Raw genomic sequence first — 18880 nt, forward strand, 5'->3', positions numbered from 1 at the left:
GTAAGCAGCGTATGACCCACAAATCCCGGCGCTGCCGCGCAGCCGCCCTACACGGCGATCAGCTCCCGCACGCCGTCCTGCTCCATGCTGGCGCCGGCACCCCGCGCCACCACTTCGCCGCGGCTCATCACGACATAGTGGTCGGCAATATGCCGCGCGAACTCGTAGTACTGCTCGACCAGCAGCACCGTCATGCCGAACTCGTCGACCAGCAGGCGCAGCGCCCGGCCGATGTCCTGGATGATGGAAGGCTGGATGCCCTCGGTGGGCTCGTCCAGGATCAGCAGGCCCGGCTCGCTCATCAGCGCGCGCCCGATCGCCAGTTGCTGCTGCTGGCCGCCGGACAGGTCGCCGCCGCGGCGCAGGCGCATGGTGCGCAGCACCGGGAACAACTGGTAGATCCGGTCCGGCACGCCGGACGGCCGCGCCCGGCTGGCTGCGCCGATCAGCAGGTTTTCTTCCACCGTCAGCCGCGGGAAGATCTCCCGGCCCTGCGGCACATAGGCCAGCCCGGCGGACACGCGCTCATACGGAGCCTTCTTCTCCAGCGCCTGCCCTTGCCATTGGATGCTGCCGCTGCGCGTGGGCACCACGCCCATCAGGCACTTGAGCAGCGTACTCTTGCCCACGCCGTTGCGGCCCAGCAGCGTGGTCAGCTTGCCGGCGGGCACGTCGAAGCTGACATTGCGCAGGATATGGCTGCCGCCATAGAACTGGTTCAGTGCATTGACCTGCAGCATGCTTATCTTCCCAGGTAGGATTCGATCACGCGCTCATCGCGCTTGACGCTGTCGAGCGTGCCTTCGGCCAGCACGCTGCCCTCGGCCAGCACCGTGACCTGGCCGGCATCGCCCGCGAGCGCGGCGACGAACTCCATGTCGTGCTCGACCACCATCATCGAGCAGCTGCCGCGCAGGCCGTTGAGCAGCGCCGCCAGCTGCATGGTCTCTTCATCGGTCATGCCGGCCACCGGCTCGTCCAGCAACAGCAGCTGCGGCTGCTGCATCAACAGCATGCCGATCTCCAGGCGCTGCTTCTGCCCGTGCGACAGCAGCCCGGCGGGCCGGTAGGCCTCTGCCTCCAGTCCGGTCAGCGCCAGCGTTTCCTCGATGCGGCGATGCCCCTCCGCCGTCAGCCGCGCGCGCAGCGACGACCACCAGCGCTTGTCGGCCTTCATCGCCAGTTCCAGGTTCTCCCACACCGCGTGCTGCTCGAACACCGTGGGCTTCTGGAACTTGCGGCCGATGCCGACCTGCGCGATGCGCGGCTCGGTCATCCGCATCAGGTCGATGGTCTGGCCCAGGAACACGCGCCCGCTGACATTGGCATTGCGCGGCCCGGTCTTGCCGGTGATGACATCCATCATCGTGGTCTTGCCGGCACCGTTGGGACCGATCACGCAGCGCAACTCGCCATGGTCGATCGACAAGGTCAGCTTGTTCAGCGCGCGGAAGCCGTCGAACTGCACCGTCAGGTCTTCCAGGTACAGGATCGGCCCGTGCGAAACATCGATGGTGCCGGGCTCGACGATGCGGCCCAGGCCGGTGGCATCGCCGCTTTCGGCCTGGCCGTGCTGGAGTGCGGCGTTCATGCTTCACCTCCCGTGCGGCCTGCCACGGCAGGCGCGGAAACAGGGTCTGCAGCGGCTGATGGTGCGGCCGCGCGCCGCTCGCGCAGCCGGTTCCACAGCCCGGTCACGCCATCGGGCAGGTACAAGGTCACCAGCACGAACATCGCGCCCAGCAGGAACAGCCAGTATTCGGCAAAGTGGGCTGTGAACAGGGTCTTGGCGCCATTGACCAGGAACGCGCCGATCACCGGTCCGATCAGCGTGCCGCGCCCGCCCACGGCGACCCACACCGCCATCTCGATCGAATTGCCGGGCGACATCTCGCCGGGGTTGATGATGCCCACCTGCGGCACGTACAGCGCCCCCGCGATGCCGCACAGCACCGCCGAAAAGGTCCACACGAAGAGCTTGTAGCCCAGCGGGTTGTAGCCGGAGAACATCACCCGCATCTCGGCATCGCGCACCGCGGTGACCACGCGCCCGAGCTTGGACGTGACGATGTAGCGGCAGGCGATGAAGCCCGCCAGCAGCGCCAGGAAGGTCAGCACGAACAGCGCCGTGCGCGTCTGCGGCGCCGCAATCGCAAAGCCGGCAATGCGCTTGAAGTCCGTGAAGCCGTTGTTGCCGCCGAAACCGGTCTCGTTGCGGAAGAACAGCAGCATCGCCGCATACGTCATCGCCTGCGTGATGATCGACAGGTACACGCCCTTGATGCGCGAGCGGAAGGCGAAGAAGCCGAACAGCCACGCCAGCACGCCTGGCACCAGCACCACCAGCAGCAGCGCATAGCCGAGGTGCTCGGTGCCGTGCCAGAACCACGGCAGCTCCTTCCAGTCGAGGAACACCATGAAGTCCGGCAGTTCGCTCTTGTACACGCCCTCGCGCCCGATCGATCGCATCAGGTACATGCCCATGGCATAGCCGCCCAGCGCGAAGAACAGCCCGTGGCCCAGGCTCAGGATGCCGCAGTAGCCCCACACCAGGTCCAGCGCGATCGCCGCCAGCGCAAAGCACATGATCTTGCCGACCAGCGTCAGCGCATAAGCCGACAGGTGCAGCGGATGCCCCTCCGGCAACACCAGCGCGCACACCGGCACGCCGATGCCGACGATCACCACCAGCGCCGCAAGCACCAGCCAGCCGCGCGGCGAGAACAGTGCCTGCCGCTCCGGCACCGCTAGCCGGAACGCGGTGGCGGAAGAACTCGATTGGACTCGCTGCATCATGCCTCCGCGCTGCGCCCCTTGAGCGCGAAAAGTCCCTGCGGCCGCTTCTGGATAAACAGCACGATCAGCACCAGGACAAAGATCTTGGCCAGCACCGCGCCGTAGAAGGGCTCGATGAACTTGTTGATGATGCCCAGCCCGAAGGCGCCGACGATGGTGCCGGCCAGCTGCCCGACGCCGCCCAGCACCACCACCATGAACGAATCGATGATGTAGGCCTGGCCCAGGTCGGGGCCGACATTGCCGATCTGCGACAGCGCGCAGCCGCCCAGCCCGGCAATGCCGGCGCCAAAGGCAAAGGCGTAGCTGTCGACCTTCCAGGTGCGCACGCCGACGCAGGCCGCCATGGTGCGGTTCTGCGTGGTGGCGCGCACGAACAGCCCCAGCCGCGTGCGGTTCAGCACCGCCCACGCCACCGCCACCACCGCCAGCGCGAACAGGATGATGACGATGCGGTTGTACGGGATCACCAGGCCCGGCATCCATTCGATGCCGCCGCTCATCCACGCCGGGTTGGCCACTTCCACGTTCTGCGCGCCGAACAGCGTGCGCACCGCCTGCATCAGCAGCAGGCTCACGCCGAAGGTGGCCAGCAGCGTTTCCAGCGGGCGGCCGTACAGGTGGCGCAGCACCAGCCGCTCGAGCACGAAGCCCAGCAGCGCGGCGGCCAGGAACGAGGCCGGCAGCGCCGCCGGCAGGTACCAGTCGAACGCACCCGGCGCGTAGGCGCGGAACAGCGACTGCACCACGTAGGTGGCATAGGCGCCGATCATCAGGAATTCACCGTGCGCCATGTTGATGACGCCGATCAGGCCATAAGTGATGGCCAGCCCGAGCGCGGCCAGCAGCAGCACGCTGCCCAGGCTCAGGCCGGCGAACAGGTTGCCGATCAGCTCGGCGCGGCGCTGGTCGCTGCGCAGCGTGTCCAGCGCCTGCTGCGCGGCCAGGCGCACGTCGGCATCGGGCTCGCGGTAGTTGCCGGCGCTGTCGCGCTCCACCAGCGGCGCCAGCTTCTGGCGGCTCTGCGGGTTGCTGTCGCTGCCGAGGATGCGGATGGCTTCAAGCCTCGCGTCATGCGCTGCGGGATCGGCCGGCTCGGCCAGCACCAGGTTGGCCCAGATCACGTCCAGGCTGGTGCGCAGTCCGGCATCGGCCTCGTTCTTGCGGGCGGCCTCGACCGCGGCGCGCGAGGCGCTCTCGGGCTGGTCGCGCAGCGTGGCGATGGCCTGCGCGCGCACCGCGATATCGGGCGACTGCAGCAGCAGGCTGCTGGCGGCGCTGTCGACCAGCGCGCGCAGGCTGTTGTTCAGGGTCAGGGATTCGAGCTCGTCGGCTTTCACCGCGACCGGTTTGCCGGTGACAGCATCGACGGTCTTGTCGCCATCCTGGCGCACCATGCCGATCGACGGCGCATATTGCAGCGCGTCGTCCTGCAAGGCCTTCAGGATCGGGCCGGCCTGTTCCGGCGGGGCCTTGGCCAGCGCGGTCAGCGCCGCGGTCTTGGCATCGAAATCGTCTTCGGCCAGCGGCTTCAGGTCGGCCTGCGTCAGCGCCGCGGCCCACGGCGCAGCCGCCAGCAGCAGCGCCGCCAGCAGGGCGCGCAGCCATGGCAGGATGGAAACGGATAAGGGATTGCGCATAGGTGCTGGCGAATTGCGGAATGAGTGTTTGGGGAGAAGGCAGGTGTCCATGACGAAGCGAGTGCCATCTGGCTGGCAAGCGCCAGCCCTCTCCCCCAGCCCCTCTCCCGCAAGCGGGAGAGGGGAGCCAACCGGCAGCGGGTGGCCCGGCTTACATCACCTTGTCCGGCTTGCCTTCGTTACCCGCGATGAACGGGCTCCACGGCTGCGCGCGCACCGCCTTCGGCGTCTTCCACACCACCGAGAACTGGCCGTCGCCCTTCACTTCGCCGATCATCACCGGCTTGTACAGGTGGTGGTTCTCGCCCATGGTCAGCGTGAAGCCGTCCGGTGCCTTGAAGGTCTGGCCGTACATGGCGGCGCGCACCTTGTTGGTATCGGTGGTGCCGGCCTTCTTCACGGCCTGCGCCCACATATGGATGCCCACGTAGGTGGCTTCCATCGGGTCGTTGGTCACACGCTTGTCGCCGCCGGGCAGGTTGTTGGCCTTGACCCATGCCGCCCACTGCTTGCGAAAGGCGTCGTTCTCGGGGTTCTTGACCGACATGAAGTAGTTCCATGCGGCCAGGTGGCCCACCAGCGGCTTGGTATCGATGCCGCGCAGTTCCTCCTCACCCACCGAGAACGCCACCACCGGCACGTCCTTGGCCTTCAGCCCGGCGTTGCCAAGTTCCTTGTAGAACGGCACGTTGGAGTCGCCATTGATGGTGGAGATCACCGCGGTCTTGCCGCCCTGCGAGAACTTCTTGATATTGGCGACGATGGTCTGGTAGTCGCTGTGGCCAAACGGGGTGTAGACCTCTTCGATGTCCTTGTCGGCCACGCCCTTGCTCTTCAGGAACGCGCGCAGGATCTTGTTGGTGGTGCGCGGGTAGACGTAGTCCGTGCCCAGCAGGAAGAAGCGCTTGGCGCCGCCGCCTTCCTTGCTCATCAGGTATTCCACCGCCGGAATGGCCTGCTGGTTGGGCGCTGCACCGGTGTAGAAGACGTTCTTCGACATCTCTTCGCCTTCATACTGCACCGGGTAGAACAGCAGCGAGTTCAGCTCTTCGTAGACCGGCAGCACGGATTTGCGCGACACCGAGGTCCAGCAGCCGAAGGTCACCGCGACCTTGTCCTTGGTGATCAGCTGGCGCGCCTTTTCCGCGAACAGCGGCCAGTTCGAGGCGGGATCCACCACCACCGGCTCCAGCTTGCGCCCCAGCACGCCGCCGCTCTTGTTGATCTCGTCGATGGTCATCAGGGCCACGTCCTTCAGCGACGTCTCCGAAATGGCCATGGTGCCGGACAGCGAGTGCAGGATACCGACCTTGATCGGTTCCTTGGACTGCGCCATGGCCAGCGGGCTGGTACCGATCATTGCCGCGGCGGCTATCGCCGACAGCTTCAGCATGTCACGTCGTTGCATTTGCAGCTCCCGTTTATGGTGTTAGTTAGGGACTACGCTCCCCGGGTGATGCTTCTGCAACTAGCGTGCCATGGAGGCAGGCCGCCTGATACCCACCGCACCCCCGGCAGATGGCGTGCTGGCGCGGCGCGCAGGCGCTGCCGCCGCCCGCGATCGCGCATCCGCACCAGAGCAGTGCGGGCGGCGCACGCACCACTCCCGTGCATCTGCGCAATTCCGTGCGGGCGGCATGCGCAAGGCACCAGGCGATGCGCGTCCCCGCACCAAGGCCGGGCGCCACGCCCCAAGGCAGGCGACGGGCAAAAAAAACGGGGCCCCTTGCAGGGCCCCGCTCTCGATGCCAGGACGTTGGTCCTTACATCACCATCATGTTGGCATTCAGGTTGTGCATGATCCACAGCGAACCCGCCACCACGATCACCAGGATCAGCGCCGTGAACAGCAGCGCGATCACGTTGCTGCGCTGCTCGGACGACGTGTCCAGGTGCAGGAAGTACTTCAGGTGGACCAGGATCTGGACCGCGGCCATGCCGAGGATGATCCAGAGGATGGTGCCCTTGTCCATGCTGCCGTCCATCACGAGCTTGAACGGGATCACGGTCAGGATCACGGCCAGGATGAAGCCGATTGCGTACGACTTGAAGCTGGCGTGGGTGTCATGACCCGCGTGCGAGTCGTGCGAGTCGTGGGCGCCGTGCGCCGCCGGTGCGTTGTGTTGTGCCATCACAGATGTCCCATCAGGTAGACCACGGTAAACACGCCGATCCAGACCACGTCCAGGAAGTGCCAGAACAGCGACAGGCACATCAGGCGCTTGCTCAGGGTCGGGGTGATGCCCTTCTTCGACAGTTGCCACATCAGCACGATCATCCACAGCATGCCGCTGGCGACGTGCAGGCCGTGGGTGCCGACCAGCGTGAAGAACGACGACAGGAACGCGCTGCGGCCCGGGCCGGCGCCTTCGGCGATCAGGTGATGGAATTCGTTGATTTCCATCGCCATGAACGCCGCGCCCAGCAGGAACGTGACGCCGAGCCACACCTGCACGCGGCTCAGGCTGCGGTTCTGCAGCGAGATCATCGCCATGCCGTACGTGATCGAGGAGAACAGCAGGATGAAGGTCTCCACCAGCACGTAGTTGAGCTCGAACAGCTCCTTCGCCGACGGGCCGCCTGCCAGTTCGCCGCGCAGCACGGCGAAGGCCGCGAACAGTCCGGCGAAGATGATGCAGTCGCTCATCAGGTAGATCCAGAAGCCATACACCGTATTGGCACTGGTATCGTGGTGCGCATGGTCATGGCCATGCGCGTCGGCTTTGGCCGGTGCGCCGGCCTGCGCGGGGATGCGGTCTAGGACTTGAGTCGACATGGTTCTCAGGCTTGCGAAGCAATGCGCTGCAGATGGCGCGTTTCGATCTGCTCGACCTCGGTGGCCGGCACGTAGTAGTCGATATGGTCGTCGTTGCTGCGGTGGATAAACGCCCACACCATGCCCACCAGGCCAACGATGGCCATCCACCAGATATGCCAGGTCAGGGCAAAGCCGAACACCAGGCTGAAGGCGCCGATGATGAAGCCCGCGCCCGTGTTCTTGGGCATGTGGATCTTCTCGTAGCCTTCGGTCGGCAGCGTCTCGCCACGGGCCTTCATGTCGGAGAACGCGTCCAGGTCACGCACCACCGGGGTGTGCGCGAAGTTGTAGAACGGCGGCGGCGACGAGGTGGCCCACTCCAGGGTACGGCCGCCCCACGGGTCGCCGGTCACGTCGGCCAGCTTCTTGCGGTCGCGGATCGACACCACGATCTGCAGCACCTGGAAGAAGATGCCCAGCGCCACGAACACCACGCCCACGACGGCCAGGTACAGCCACGGCGTCCAGGCCGGGTTGTCGGTGTGGTTCAGGCGGCGGGTCATGCCCATCAGGCCCAGCACGTACAGCGGCATGAAGGCGAAGTAGAAGCCGACCAGCCAGCACCAGAAGGCGCACTTGCCCAGGCGCTCGTTCAGCGTGAAGCCGAACGCCTTCGGCCACCAGTAGGTGATGCCGGCCAGGTAGCCGAACAGCACGCCGCCGATGATCACGTTGTGGAAGTGGGCGATCAGGAACAGGCTGTTGTGCAGCACGAAGTCAGCGGCCGGCACGGCCATCAGCACGCCGGTCATGCCGCCGATCACGAAGGTGATCATGAAGCCCAGCGTCCACAGCACCGGCGAGGTCATCTGGACCCGGCCGCGGTACATGGTGAACAGCCAGTTGAAGATCTTCACCCCGGTCGGGATGGAGATGATCATGGTGGTGATGCCGAAGAACGCGTTGACGTTGGCGCCCGAGCCCATCGTGAAGAAGTGGTGCAGCCACACGATGAACGACAGCACCATGATCGCGGCGGTCGCGTACACCATGCCCTTGTAGCCGAACAGCTTCTTGCCCGAGAACGTGGCGATCACTTCAGAGAAGATGCCGAACGCCGGCAGGATCAGGATGTACACCTCGGGGTGGCCCCAGATCCAGATCAGGTTCACGTACATCATGGCGTTGCCGCCACCGTCGTTCGTGAAGAAGTGGGTACCGACGTAGCGGTCCAGGCCCAGCAGCGCCAGGGTCACGGTCAGCACCGGGAAAGCGGCCACGATCAGCACGTTGGTGCACAGCGCGGTCCAGGTGAACACCGGCATGCGCATCAGCGTCATGCCCGGCGCGCGCATGCGCAGGATCGTCACCAGGAAGTTCACGCCGGTCAGCAAGGTGCCCAGGCCCGAGATCTGCAAGCTCCAGAGGTAGTAGTCCACCCCCACACCCGGGCTGAAGTCCAGTCCCGACAGCGGCGGGTAGGCCAGCCAGCCGGTCTTGGCGAATTCACCGACGCCCAGCGAGACATTGACCAGCATGGCGCCCGACACGAACAGCCAGAACGACAGCGTGTTCAGGAACGGGAACGCCACGTCGCGCGCGCCGATCTGCAGCGGCACGACCAGATTCATCAGGCCGGTCATCAGCGGCATGGCCACGAAGAAGATCATGATCACGCCGTGGGCGGTGAAGATCTGGTCGTAATGCTCGGGAGGCAGCACGCCGGTCGCGCCATTGGTGGCGAGCGCCAGCTGGGTGCGCATCATGACCGCGTCGGCGAAGCCGCGCAGCAGCATGATCAGGGCGACCAGGCAGTACATCACGCCGATCTTCTTGTGGTCGACCGAGGTGAACCACTCGTTCCAGAGGTAGCCCCACTTCTTGAAATAGGTGATCGCGCCTAGCAGCGCGGCACCGCCCAGGGCGACGCCGGCCAGAACGACCATGATGATCGGCTCATGAAACGGAATCGCCGACAAACTCAACTTGCCAAACATCATTGCTCCCAGGATTACGCGCCCGCCGGCAGCTTGGCCGGCGTGGTCATCGACAGCTGCTCTTCACCGAGGGTGTTGCGCGACGTGCAGATCGGGCCGCCCTTGAACCCGTCGGCGGCGAGCGCCGTGCCGCTGTGGTCCATGTACTTGTGCAGGATGTTGTGGAAGAGCTTGTCTTCCACCTTGCCGTAGTACGTGACCGGCTCCCTCTCGCTGGGTTGTGCCAGCGTCTTGTAGCCTTCAACCCCCAGTTCGGTGGACGAGGCGCGAACCTTGGCGACCCACTGGTCGAACTCGTAGTTCGACATGGCGACCGCCTTGAACTTCATGCCCGAGAAGCCGCCGCCGCTGTAGTTGGCGGATACGCCGTCGTAAGAGCCGGCTTCGTTGGCGATCAGGTGGAGCTTGGTCTCCATCCCTGCCATGGCGTACACCTGGCTGCCCAGTTGCGGGATGAAGAACGAATTCATGATCGAATCCGAGGTGATCTTGAAGTTCACCGGGGTGTCGACCGGGAAGGCGATCTGGTTGACCGTGGCGATCTTCAGTTCCGGATAGATGAACAGCCACTTCCAGTTCAGCGCCACCACCTCGACGGTGACGGGCTTCTTGCTGGATTCGAGCGGCTTGTACGGGTCCAGGTCGTGCGAGGACTTCCAGGTGATGATGCCCAGCGCAATGATGATCAGGCAGGGGATCAGCCACACCACCACTTCGATCGCCGTGGAGTGCGACCAGTCCGGCTCATAGCGCGCCGAGGTATTGGACGCGCGGTACTTCCAGGCGAACACCAGCGTGAGCACGATCACCGGCAGCACCACCAGCAGCATGAGCCAGGTTGCAATCAGGATGATGTTCTTGATGTCGACGCCGACCTGCCCTTTCGGGTCGAGCAGCGTCATGTTGCAGCCGGCGAGCAGGAGCAGGCCAAGGCAAGGCAGGAACCGCGTCCAACGCGGCAGTATGGGTTTCTTCATGTCACGACTGGTTTGGTTACACCGCGCTTCGGGCAAAAGCGCGGCTAAACCGCCTGATGCTCGCGCAAGAGGCGTGGGGCTGAGGGAAAACCGGAAGGACGTGTCCTTAGCTGGCGTTGCGGTCGGGCGGCGGATCGAACGCCGGGGGACCATGCGGCCTTGCAACGCCATGAACACGGAAGGACAACTGACTGCGTGCGCTGCAGGCCCTGTAGGACCTTGCCGGCGCTGCGGCACCTGGCCGAAACCGCGAACGGTCCCGGCTCAGTACGGCGGCCGGGTAGCGTTGGAATACGAGGTTCTTGCACTTCCCGACGGACTTGCCTTCATGGCAAGCGCGGTTTTCGGCCGGGGAGCGCAACACGTAAAACATCGTGGGCGCGACTGTACCGCAACGCAACATTAGGGGTAAACCCAACGGCACAGAACACACTGTTCAGCAGAACGGACAATCGACGCACAAATCCGCGAAGCAGCATTTGACCGGCATCAACGTCACAAATCGGTTCCTAAAAATGCAGAAAGCCGCGCATCAGGCGGCCTCCAGGGGTGCGACATGCCTGTGTGGCATATTGTCGCACCGCGTCAAAACTGCGTATCCGTCACCCGTAGCGGCGCGTGATCGACTCGGCGACACAGACCGGACGGTCGCTGCCTTCGCGCTCCACCGTGACTTCCCAGGTCGACTGTGCGCCAACCAGTTCGGGCGACTTCGGCAGCGGATCGAGACGCTCGACCTTCAGCAGCTTGATGCGCGCGCGCAGCTTGCTGCCCACCGGCACGGGTGCCGTGAAGCGCACGCGGTTCAGGCCGTAGTTGACGCCGATCTTCGACGGCATGTGCAGCGCGTTGTGCATGAACTTGGGCAGCAGCGACAGCGTCAGGAAGCCGTGCGCGATCGGGCCGCCATAGGGCGACTCCTTCTTCGCGCGCTCCACGTCGATGTGGATCCACTGGTGGTCGCCGGTGGCATCGGCAAACTGGTTGACCTGCTGCTGGGTCACCTCGATCCAGTCGCTGACCGCGACCTCCTGGCCCTGCAGGCCTTCCAGTTCTTCCAGCGATGCGATGGTACGCATGTCGATAGTCTCCTCGTGACGATAAAGTGTTCTTAAGCGGGGCGGCGGCCGTACATGCCCATGCCCTTGACGGTGCAGACCAGTTCGCCGCGCTGGTTGGTGGCTTCCCACTGGGTGTGGACCACGCCGCGGTCCGGCTTGGACTGCGACGGCCGGGTATCGAGCACATTCAGCACGACGGTGAGCGTGTCGCCGGCGTAGACGGGCTTGAGCCAGCGGATCTCGTCCACGCCAGGCGAGCCCATGCTGGCCGACTTGCCGGTGGTGCTCAGCACCAGCAGCCTCATCATGATCGAGCACGTCATCCAGCCGCTCGAGATCACGCCGCCATAGATGCTCCTGGCAGCGGCTTCCTTGTCGATATGGAACGGCTGCGGATCGTACTGGCGGGCAAAGGCCAGGATCTCTTCCTCGGTGACGAGGTACGAACCCAGTTCGCGGCGGCTGCCGACTTCAAAGTCCTCGAAATACAGCATCGGTTGTCTCTCTGTAGTGATTGGCGCCATGGCACTAAGTTTGCTCAGGCAATGATCGCATGGCCGCCGGGGGCCGGCGTCCGTATTTGCCGAACCCGCCCCTAACGGTCCCCAAAGAAAAAAACCGCGCCTGGACTACAGCGCGGTTTTGATTGGACTGGCAGGATCAGGCAGCTTCCTGGAACCCCGGCTGGGCGGCGAACCTGCCCAGGTGGTGATCCACGTCGCCGAAGGTGGTGTTGATCAGCGTCAGCCGCTTGAACATGTGCGCGGCCGGCAGTTCGTTGGTCACGCCCATGCCGCCGTGGATCTGCACTGCCTCCTGGCCAACCGTGCGCGCTGCCTGCCCCACGCGCGCCTTGGCGGCGGAGACATAGCGGCGGCGCTCTTCCGGCGTTACTTCTTCGAAGCGTGCCGCGGCCAGCAGCGTGATCGAGCGCGACTGCTCGGCGTGGATGAACATCTCCACCATGCGGTGCTGCAGCGCCTGGAAGCGCGCGATCGGCACGCCGAACTGCTGGCGCGTCTTGGCGTATTCCAGCGTGGCGGCATTGAGCGTATCCATCACGCCCACGGCCTCGGCGCACAGCAGCACGGCAGCGTAGTCGGCCACTTGCTCGATCACCGGGAAGGCCTTGCCGGCTTCGCCCAGCAGTTGCGCGGGGGCATCCTGGAAGGTGATGTCGGCCGCGCGCAGGTTGTCGATGGTGCGGTAGTCCTTGATGCTGACGCCGGCGCCCCTGGCATCCACAAGGAACAGCGAGATGCCGTCCTGGTCGGCTTCGGCACCGCTGCTGCGGGCCGACACGATCAGCTTGTCGGCCTGGCCGCCGTGCAGCACCACGGTCTTGCGGCCGTTGAGCTTGCCGTCGCGGGCGGTGACGCGCACGTTGTTCAGTTCATAGCGCGCCTGCGGCTCGTTGAAGGCCACGGCCAGCTTCAGTTCGCCGCCGGCGACCTGTTCCAGCAGTGCATCCTGGCCACCGGCCAGGCCCAGGGCGTAGGCGCCCACCACCGTGGCCAGGTACGGCTCCACGATCAGGCCTCGGCCCAGCTCCTGCTGCACCACCATCATGTCCAGGGCCTTGCCCGCGAAACCGCCCTGCGCTTCCGGCACCGGCAGCGCGGTCAGGCCAAGCTCGACCAGCGAGCCCCAGGCGGCGCCGCCATAGCCGGCGGCGCTTTCGTAGTTCTGCTTGCGGGACTCGAAGCCGTAGTCCTTGTCGATGAAACGGCGGACGGCGTCGGCCAGCTGCTTCTGTTCGTCGCTGAGATTGAAGTTCATGTTGCGTGTCTCCTCACAGCCCCAGAATCATCTGGCTGATGATGTTCTTCTGAATTTCGTTGGACCCGCCATAGATGGAGGTCTTGCGATAGTTGAAGTAGTACGCGGCCAGCGGCGCGGCGTCGTCGTAGCCGGTCACGGCGTGCTCGGTCTCGCACTCCAGGTAGGCGGTGTCGAACGGCTGCGCGTACGGGCCGACGGCCTCGACCATCAGCTCGGTCAGCAGCTGCTGGATCTCGGTGCCCTTGATCTTGAGCATCGAGGCCTCGGGGCCGGGGCCCTTGCCTGCCGCTTCGCTCGAGACCACGCGCAGCACGGTGATTTCCAGCGCCATCAGCTCGATTTCCAGCGCGGCCACCTTGGCGCCGAACACCGGGTCTTCCAGCAGCGGCTTGCCGTTCTTCTGCTGCTGGCGCGCCACGCGCTTGAGGAAGCCCAGCTCGCGCTTGGAGTTGCCCACGCGGGCGATCCCGGTGCGCTCGTGGCCCAGCAGGTACTTGGCGTAGGTCCAGCCCTTGTTCTCTTCGCCGACGCGGTTCTCGACCGGCACCTCGACGTTGTCGAAGAAGACTTCGTTCACCTCATGCTCTTCGTCGAGCATGATGATCGGGCGCACGGTGATGCCCGGGGTCTTCATGTCGATCAGCAGGAACGAGATGCCCTCCTGCTTCTTGGCTTCGGGGTCGGTGCGCACCAGGCAGAAGATCATGTCGGCGTGCTGGCCGAGCGTGGTCCAGGTCTTCTGGCCGTTGACGATGTAGTGCTTGCCGTCCGAAGTCAGCTCGGCACGGGTCTTCAGCGAGGCCAGGTCCGAGCCCGAGCCCGGCTCCGAATAGCCCTGGCACCACCAGTCGGTGCAGTCCAGGATGCGCGGCAGGTAGTACGACTTTTGCTCTTCGCTGCCGTACTTCATGATCACCGGCGCGACCATCGCCACGCCGAACGGCAGCACGCCGGGCGCGCCGACGCGGGCGTTCTCTTCATCCCAGATATGGCGCTGGGTGGCGTTCCAGCCGGTGCCGCCGTACTGGACGGGCCAGTGCGGTGCCGACCAGCCCTTGCCGGCCAGGGTCTTGTGCCAGCGCACCAGGTCGTCGCGGTTCGGACGGCGGTGGTTGAGAATCTTGCTGCGGATGTCCGCCGGCAAGTTGGCTTCGAGCCAGCTACGCACTTCCTCGCGGAAGGCGTTGTCGGACGCCGAGTAGTTGAGATCCATGCCCGTCTCCAGTGGTGCCGGCTTGGCGTGGGGCCGCCGGCGGTTTGTTCTGCCTGCACGTCAAGCGCCGACAGCAAACGGGCACAAGACGCAATTCAGTGAGCCGTCTGCTTCAGCGCATCCGGCACCACGAGCGGGAAAGTTTCGATGCCCTCTTCGGCCAGCGCCTGCACCTCCTCCGCCGAGGCCGAACCGCGAATGCCGCGTTCCGGCGCCTCGTCATAGTGCATGCGCCTTGCCTCTTCGGCAAAGCGATCGCCAACATCCTCGGTCTGTGCCAGCACCTGCTTCACTGCCTTCATATAGAGCGCTTGCAGTGTCACCGGTGCGGCAGCCGGCTGCGCCGGCCTGGCGCTGCCTTCGCGCGCGGTCGCGCCCGACAGGTTCAGGCGCGGCGCGCTGGGCAGCCGCGTCACGGCGTGGTCGCCACAGACCGGGCATTGGACGAGGTCACGCGAGATTTGCGACTGCGCATCTTCTTCCGAGGCAAACCAGCCCTCGAAACCATGGTCATGCGCGCAGCGCAGGTCGAGCACCTTCATGATCTTTCCAGCCCGTCAAAAGCTATATTATCCGCGAATCGAAATTTTGTGAACGGTCGTGCTAAATTTTTTAGAACGACCGTTCGGGAACAACCGCATGGCGCAGAATCCACGCGGCTCACTACTCACTATACGGCGTAATGCGGCAGCGGCTGTTCGCCCGGTTGCCAGGCACCCGAGATCACTTTTTCCAGCCAGAATGCGCCGATGATGGTCTTTACGTCGGTGATTCGGCCGCTGCGGACCCAATCGATCACCTGCCCCACCGGCGTGATGAAGGTCTCGATGAACTCGCCGTCGTCGAGCTGCGCCTCGCCAAGCGTCAGGTCGCGCGCCAGGAAGATGTCGATGAACTCGGTGGAATACGAGATAACCGGGTGGATGCGCGTCAGGTAGTCCCAGCGCGCCGCGCTGTAGCCGGTCTCCTCCAGCAGTTCGCGTTCGCCGCAGCGCTGCGCGCCCTCTTCCGGATCAAGCTTGCCGGCGGGGAATTCCAGCATCACTTCGCCGATCGGATAGCGGAACTGGCGCTCCATCAGCACGGTGCCGTCGCTGAACAGCGGGATCATCATCACCGCGCCCGGATGGACCACGTACTCGCGCCCGGTCTGCTTGCCGTCCGGCAGCCTGACGATATCTTGCTTGAGGGTGAGGAACTTGCCGCGATGGACCGTGGCCGAGGCGACGCACACTTCCTTCAGTGCGTCGTCGTTCCCGGCGGGTTCAGCGGTAGGCGGGGTGTCGCGTTGGATCTTGTCGGTCATGGACGCTCCGGATCAGGCAGGGCCCGGCGCCGACAAGACCGGCTTCAGGCCGTGCGGTGTTTGACGAGGTATTGCCAGGTGAAGCCCGGGAAGGCAAACACCAGCATCATGCACGCGGTAATGGCATAAAACTGCCAGCCCTGCGGGAAGGCGTTGCCAAGGCTGGCCTCCACCGCAAAGCCGGCGGCGCCCGCCACCGCGAACCATACGATCAGTTCCAGCAGGCGCAGCCACAGCGGCTTGCGCGCCCGCCGCAGCGGGATCAGCACGAACAGGCGCTGGTTCACAAACGGCAGGTTCGCACTGATCAGTGCCAGCAGGATGACAAACCAGCCGCTTGCGGATGCGCTCATGGCGTGTGGCGGATCAGGAACCCAGGGTCGAGCGGATGGCCTGGTAGCACAGGTTCATCAGCGCGGCCGGGAAAATACCCAGCAGGATCACCGCGGCGCCGTTCACGCTCAGCATCGAGCGCAGGCCAAAGGTTGCTTCCAGCTCTTCTTCAGCAGCGGGCGCATCGAAGTACATCAGCTTGACGATACGCAGGTAATAGAACGCGCCGATCAGCGAGAACAGCACGGCCACCACGGCCAGCCAGGTCATGCCCGACTTGACCACCGCATCCAGCACGGCCAGCTTGGCATAGAAGCCCACGGTCGGCGGAATGCCGGCCAGCGAGAACATCATCACCAGCATCAGGAACGCGAACCACGGGTTGCGGCGCGACATGCCCCTCAGGTCTTCCAGGGTCTCGGCCTCGAAACCCTTGTTCGTGCGCAGCAGGATGATGCCGAAAGTGCCCAGCGTGGTCAGCAGGTAGGTCACCGAGTAGAACATCGCCGAGCTGTACGCATCGGCGGCGCCGTCAGCCTTGTTGGCGACCACGCCCGACAGCAGGCCCAGCAGCACGAAGCCCATGTGCGAGATGGTCGAGTACGCCAGCATCCGCTTCAGGTTGCTCTGCACGATGGCGGTCAGGTTGCCGATGGCCAGCGAGATGATCGACAGCACCACCAGCATCATCTGCCAGTCATTGGCCAGCGGCAGCAGGCCTTCCACCAGCACGCGGATAAACAGCGCGAACGCCGCGACCTTCGGGCCGCCGGCGATCAGCAGCGTTACCGCGGTCGGCGAACCCTGGTAGATGTCCGGGATCCACATGTGGAACGGCGCGGCACCCAGCTTGAACGACAGGCCGGCGACGATAAAGACCACGCCAAAGGCCAGCATGGTGGTGTTGACGCGGCCCGACTCGACCACGCGGAACACTTCGCCCAGGTTCAGCGAACCGGTGGCGCCATACATCATCGAGATGCCGTACAGCAGGAAGCCCGAAGCCAGCGCGCCCAGCACGAAGTACTTCATCGCCGATTCCGAAGTCACGCGCGATTCGCGGCGCAGTGCCACCAGTGCGTACGACGACAGCGACAGCAGCTCCAGGCCCAGGTACAGGGTCAGGAAGTTGTTGCCGGTGATCATCACGATCTGGCCGCCCAGCGTGAACAGCGCGAGCTGGTAGAACTCGCCGGCAAACATGTCGCGATCCGCCAGATAGCGGCGCGTGTAGACCAGTGTCACGAACAGGCCGGCAGAGCAGAACGCGGACAGCACGTTTGCCATCGGATCGATCACGACCAGGTTGGCGAACGCGTAGTGCGTCTCGCCGGCGGCGGCATTCAGGCCGAACCAGACGGTCAGCGCCAGCGTGGCCAGCAGCGACAGCGGATATGCCACGCTTTGCTTGCCCTTGCCACGTGCAAGGTCGATCCAGTTGACCGCGCCGATGGCGATCGCCAGGAAAATAATCGGCGCCACGGGGCCGAGTGTCGAGGACGTTTGCATGTTGATTTCTCTCCCCGATTACAGCTTGGACTGTGCCGCGTGGGACAGCAGGTTCACCACGGACGCGTGCATCACGTCGGTAAAGGGCTTCGGGTGCAGGCCCATGTACAGCGTCATGATGGCCAGCAGGCCGAGCATGACGAACTCACGCTTGTTCAGGTCGACCAGCTCGCGCACGTGCTGGTGGACGATGTCGCCGAAGATCACGCGCTTGACCATCCACAGCGAGTAGGCGGCGCCGAAGATCAGGGCGGTGGCGGCCAGCAGGCCGATCCAGAAGTCGAACTTGACCGCGCCCAGGATCACCATGAATTCGCCGACGAAGCCCGAGGTGGCCGGCAGGCCGCAGTTGGCCATCGCGAAGAACACTGCCAGCGCGGCGAACTTGGGCATAGTGTTGACCACGCCGCCGTAGTCGGCGATCTGGCGCGAGTGCACGCGGTCGTACAGCACGCCGATGCAAAGGAACATCGCGCCGGAGATAAAGCCGTGCGAGATCATCTGCACGATGCCGCCTTCCACGCCGATGTCGCTGAAGATGAAGAAGCCCAGCGTGACGAAGCCCATGTGGGCGATCGACGAGTACGCCACCAGCTTCTTCATGTCGGCCTGCACCAGGGCCACCAGGCCGATGTAGATCACCGCGATCAGCGAGATGGTGATGATGAACGGGGCCAGGTAGTGGCTGGCGTCAGGCGCGATCGGCAGCGAGAACCGCAGGAAACCGTAGGCGCCCAGCTTCAGCATGATGGCGGCCAGCACCACCGAACCGCCGGTCGGCGCTTCCACGTGGGCGTCGGGCAGCCAGGTGTGCACCGGCCACATCGGCACCTTGACCGCGAAGGCGACGAAGAAGGCAATGAACAGCGCGATCTGCTCGTTCATCGACAGCTTGGCCTGGTGCCATTGCAGGATGTCGAAGGTACCGGTCTTGTTGTACAGGTACAGCAGCGCGATCAGCGTCAGCAGCGAGCCCGCCAGCGTGTACAGGAAGAACTTGAACGCGGCATAGACGCGGTTCGGGCCGCCCCAGACACCGATGATGATGTACATCGGGATCAGCGTGGCTTCGAAGAACACGTAGAACAGCATGCCGTCCAGCGTGCAGAACACGCCGACCATCAGGCCCGACAGGATCAGGAACGAGGCCATGTATTCGGCCACACGCTCGGTGATCACTTCCCAGGCCGAGATCACCACGATCACCGTGATGAAGGCGGTCAGCACCACGAACCACATCGAGATGCCGTCAACACCCAGCAGGTAGTTGATATTGAAGCGTTCGATCCAGCTCGCCTTTTCGACGAACTGCATGGCCGCGCTGGCGCGGTCGAAGCCGAAGACCAGCGGCAGCGTGACGACAAAGCTGGCGATCGAGCCGAACAGCGACATCCACCGGACAAAGCCAGGGCTGCGGTCCGAGCCGAAGGCCAGGATCAGCAGGCCGAAAAAGACAGGCAGCCAGATTGAGAAAGACAGAACCATTTCTATGTTTTCCTTACTTGGTG

18 protein-coding genes are annotated in these 18880 nt (G+C 64.6%); all 18 read right to left on the reverse strand.

What is annotated here, in order from left to right; genetic code table 11:
- Positions 1-47: 47 nt before the first annotated feature.
- Positions 48-740: an urea ABC transporter ATP-binding subunit UrtE gene (urtE, locus tag AC1Q6V_RS16220; RefSeq protein WP_010809103.1), complete on the reverse strand. Its 693-nt coding sequence runs from the start codon at positions 738-740 to the stop codon at positions 48-50.
- A gap of 2 nt (positions 741-742) precedes the next feature.
- The gene (gene urtD / locus AC1Q6V_RS16225) at positions 743-1591 is read right to left on the reverse strand and encodes an urea ABC transporter ATP-binding protein UrtD (RefSeq protein WP_010809104.1); all 849 of its coding nucleotides are present in this window, start codon (positions 1589-1591) and stop codon (positions 743-745) included.
- The gene (gene urtC, locus AC1Q6V_RS16230; protein WP_037024370.1) at positions 1588-2793 is read right to left on the reverse strand and encodes an urea ABC transporter permease subunit UrtC; all 1206 of its coding nucleotides are present in this window, start codon (positions 2791-2793) and stop codon (positions 1588-1590) included. The genes urtD and urtC overlap by 4 nt, the downstream gene beginning before the upstream one ends.
- On the reverse strand, positions 2793-4436 hold the full coding sequence (gene urtB, locus AC1Q6V_RS16235) for an urea ABC transporter permease subunit UrtB (RefSeq protein ID WP_010809106.1): 1644 nt from the start codon (positions 4434-4436) through the stop codon (positions 2793-2795). Before urtB ends, urtC begins: the two co-directional genes overlap by 1 nt.
- Before the next feature lie 151 nt (positions 4437-4587).
- Positions 4588-5844 (reverse strand): urea ABC transporter substrate-binding protein, encoded by a 1257-nt coding sequence (gene urtA / locus AC1Q6V_RS16240; protein ID WP_010809107.1) that lies wholly within the window; start codon positions 5842-5844, stop codon positions 4588-4590.
- Positions 5845-6199: 355 nt separating this feature from the next.
- The gene (gene cyoD, locus AC1Q6V_RS16245) at positions 6200-6568 is read right to left on the reverse strand and encodes a cytochrome o ubiquinol oxidase subunit IV (protein ID WP_010809108.1); all 369 of its coding nucleotides are present in this window, start codon (positions 6566-6568) and stop codon (positions 6200-6202) included.
- On the reverse strand, positions 6568-7212 hold the full coding sequence (cyoC, locus tag AC1Q6V_RS16250) for a cytochrome o ubiquinol oxidase subunit III (RefSeq protein ID WP_010809109.1): 645 nt from the start codon (positions 7210-7212) through the stop codon (positions 6568-6570). The genes cyoD and cyoC overlap by 1 nt, the downstream gene beginning before the upstream one ends.
- Before the next feature lie 5 nt (positions 7213-7217).
- Complete coding sequence (gene cyoB, locus AC1Q6V_RS16255; protein WP_010809110.1) at positions 7218-9191, reverse strand: cytochrome o ubiquinol oxidase subunit I; 1974 nt, start codon at positions 9189-9191, stop codon at positions 7218-7220.
- A 14-nt stretch (positions 9192-9205) separates the two neighbouring features.
- Positions 9206-10168, reverse strand: a complete 963-nt coding sequence (gene cyoA, locus AC1Q6V_RS16260; protein ID WP_454749335.1) for a ubiquinol oxidase subunit II — start codon at positions 10166-10168, stop codon at positions 9206-9208.
- Positions 10169-10770: 602 nt separating this feature from the next.
- Positions 10771-11247: a MaoC family dehydratase gene (locus AC1Q6V_RS16265; protein WP_010809112.1), complete on the reverse strand. Its 477-nt coding sequence runs from the start codon at positions 11245-11247 to the stop codon at positions 10771-10773.
- 32 nt (positions 11248-11279) lie between these two features.
- The gene (locus AC1Q6V_RS16270; RefSeq protein WP_011614861.1) at positions 11280-11723 is read right to left on the reverse strand and encodes a MaoC family dehydratase; all 444 of its coding nucleotides are present in this window, start codon (positions 11721-11723) and stop codon (positions 11280-11282) included.
- Positions 11724-11889: 166 nt separating this feature from the next.
- Positions 11890-13008: an acyl-CoA dehydrogenase family protein gene (locus AC1Q6V_RS16275; protein ID WP_454749334.1), complete on the reverse strand. Its 1119-nt coding sequence runs from the start codon at positions 13006-13008 to the stop codon at positions 11890-11892.
- Between the two features lie 13 nt (positions 13009-13021).
- The gene (locus tag AC1Q6V_RS16280) at positions 13022-14224 is read right to left on the reverse strand and encodes an acyl-CoA dehydrogenase family protein (protein WP_010809115.1); all 1203 of its coding nucleotides are present in this window, start codon (positions 14222-14224) and stop codon (positions 13022-13024) included.
- A 95-nt stretch (positions 14225-14319) separates the two neighbouring features.
- Entirely contained in the window at positions 14320-14766 is a 447-nt protein-coding gene (locus AC1Q6V_RS16285) for a DUF1178 family protein (RefSeq protein ID WP_010809116.1), read from the reverse strand.
- Between the two features lie 128 nt (positions 14767-14894).
- Complete coding sequence (locus AC1Q6V_RS16290; protein WP_454749333.1) at positions 14895-15530, reverse strand: NUDIX domain-containing protein; 636 nt, start codon at positions 15528-15530, stop codon at positions 14895-14897.
- Positions 15531-15574: 44 nt separating this feature from the next.
- Positions 15575-15883, reverse strand: a complete 309-nt coding sequence (locus AC1Q6V_RS16295; protein WP_010809118.1) for a DUF2818 family protein — start codon at positions 15881-15883, stop codon at positions 15575-15577.
- 13 nt (positions 15884-15896) lie between these two features.
- Positions 15897-17372 carry an NADH-quinone oxidoreductase subunit NuoN gene (nuoN, locus tag AC1Q6V_RS16300; RefSeq protein ID WP_010809119.1) on the reverse strand — a complete coding sequence of 492 codons (1476 nt, stop codon included), beginning with the start codon at positions 17370-17372 and terminating at the stop codon, positions 15897-15899.
- 18 nt (positions 17373-17390) lie between these two features.
- Complete coding sequence (locus AC1Q6V_RS16305; RefSeq protein WP_010809120.1) at positions 17391-18857, reverse strand: NADH-quinone oxidoreductase subunit M; 1467 nt, start codon at positions 18855-18857, stop codon at positions 17391-17393.
- Between the last annotated feature and the right edge of the window lie 23 nt (positions 18858-18880).

It is taken from the genome of Cupriavidus sp. GW823-FHT07B10 (assembly GCF_058794355.1).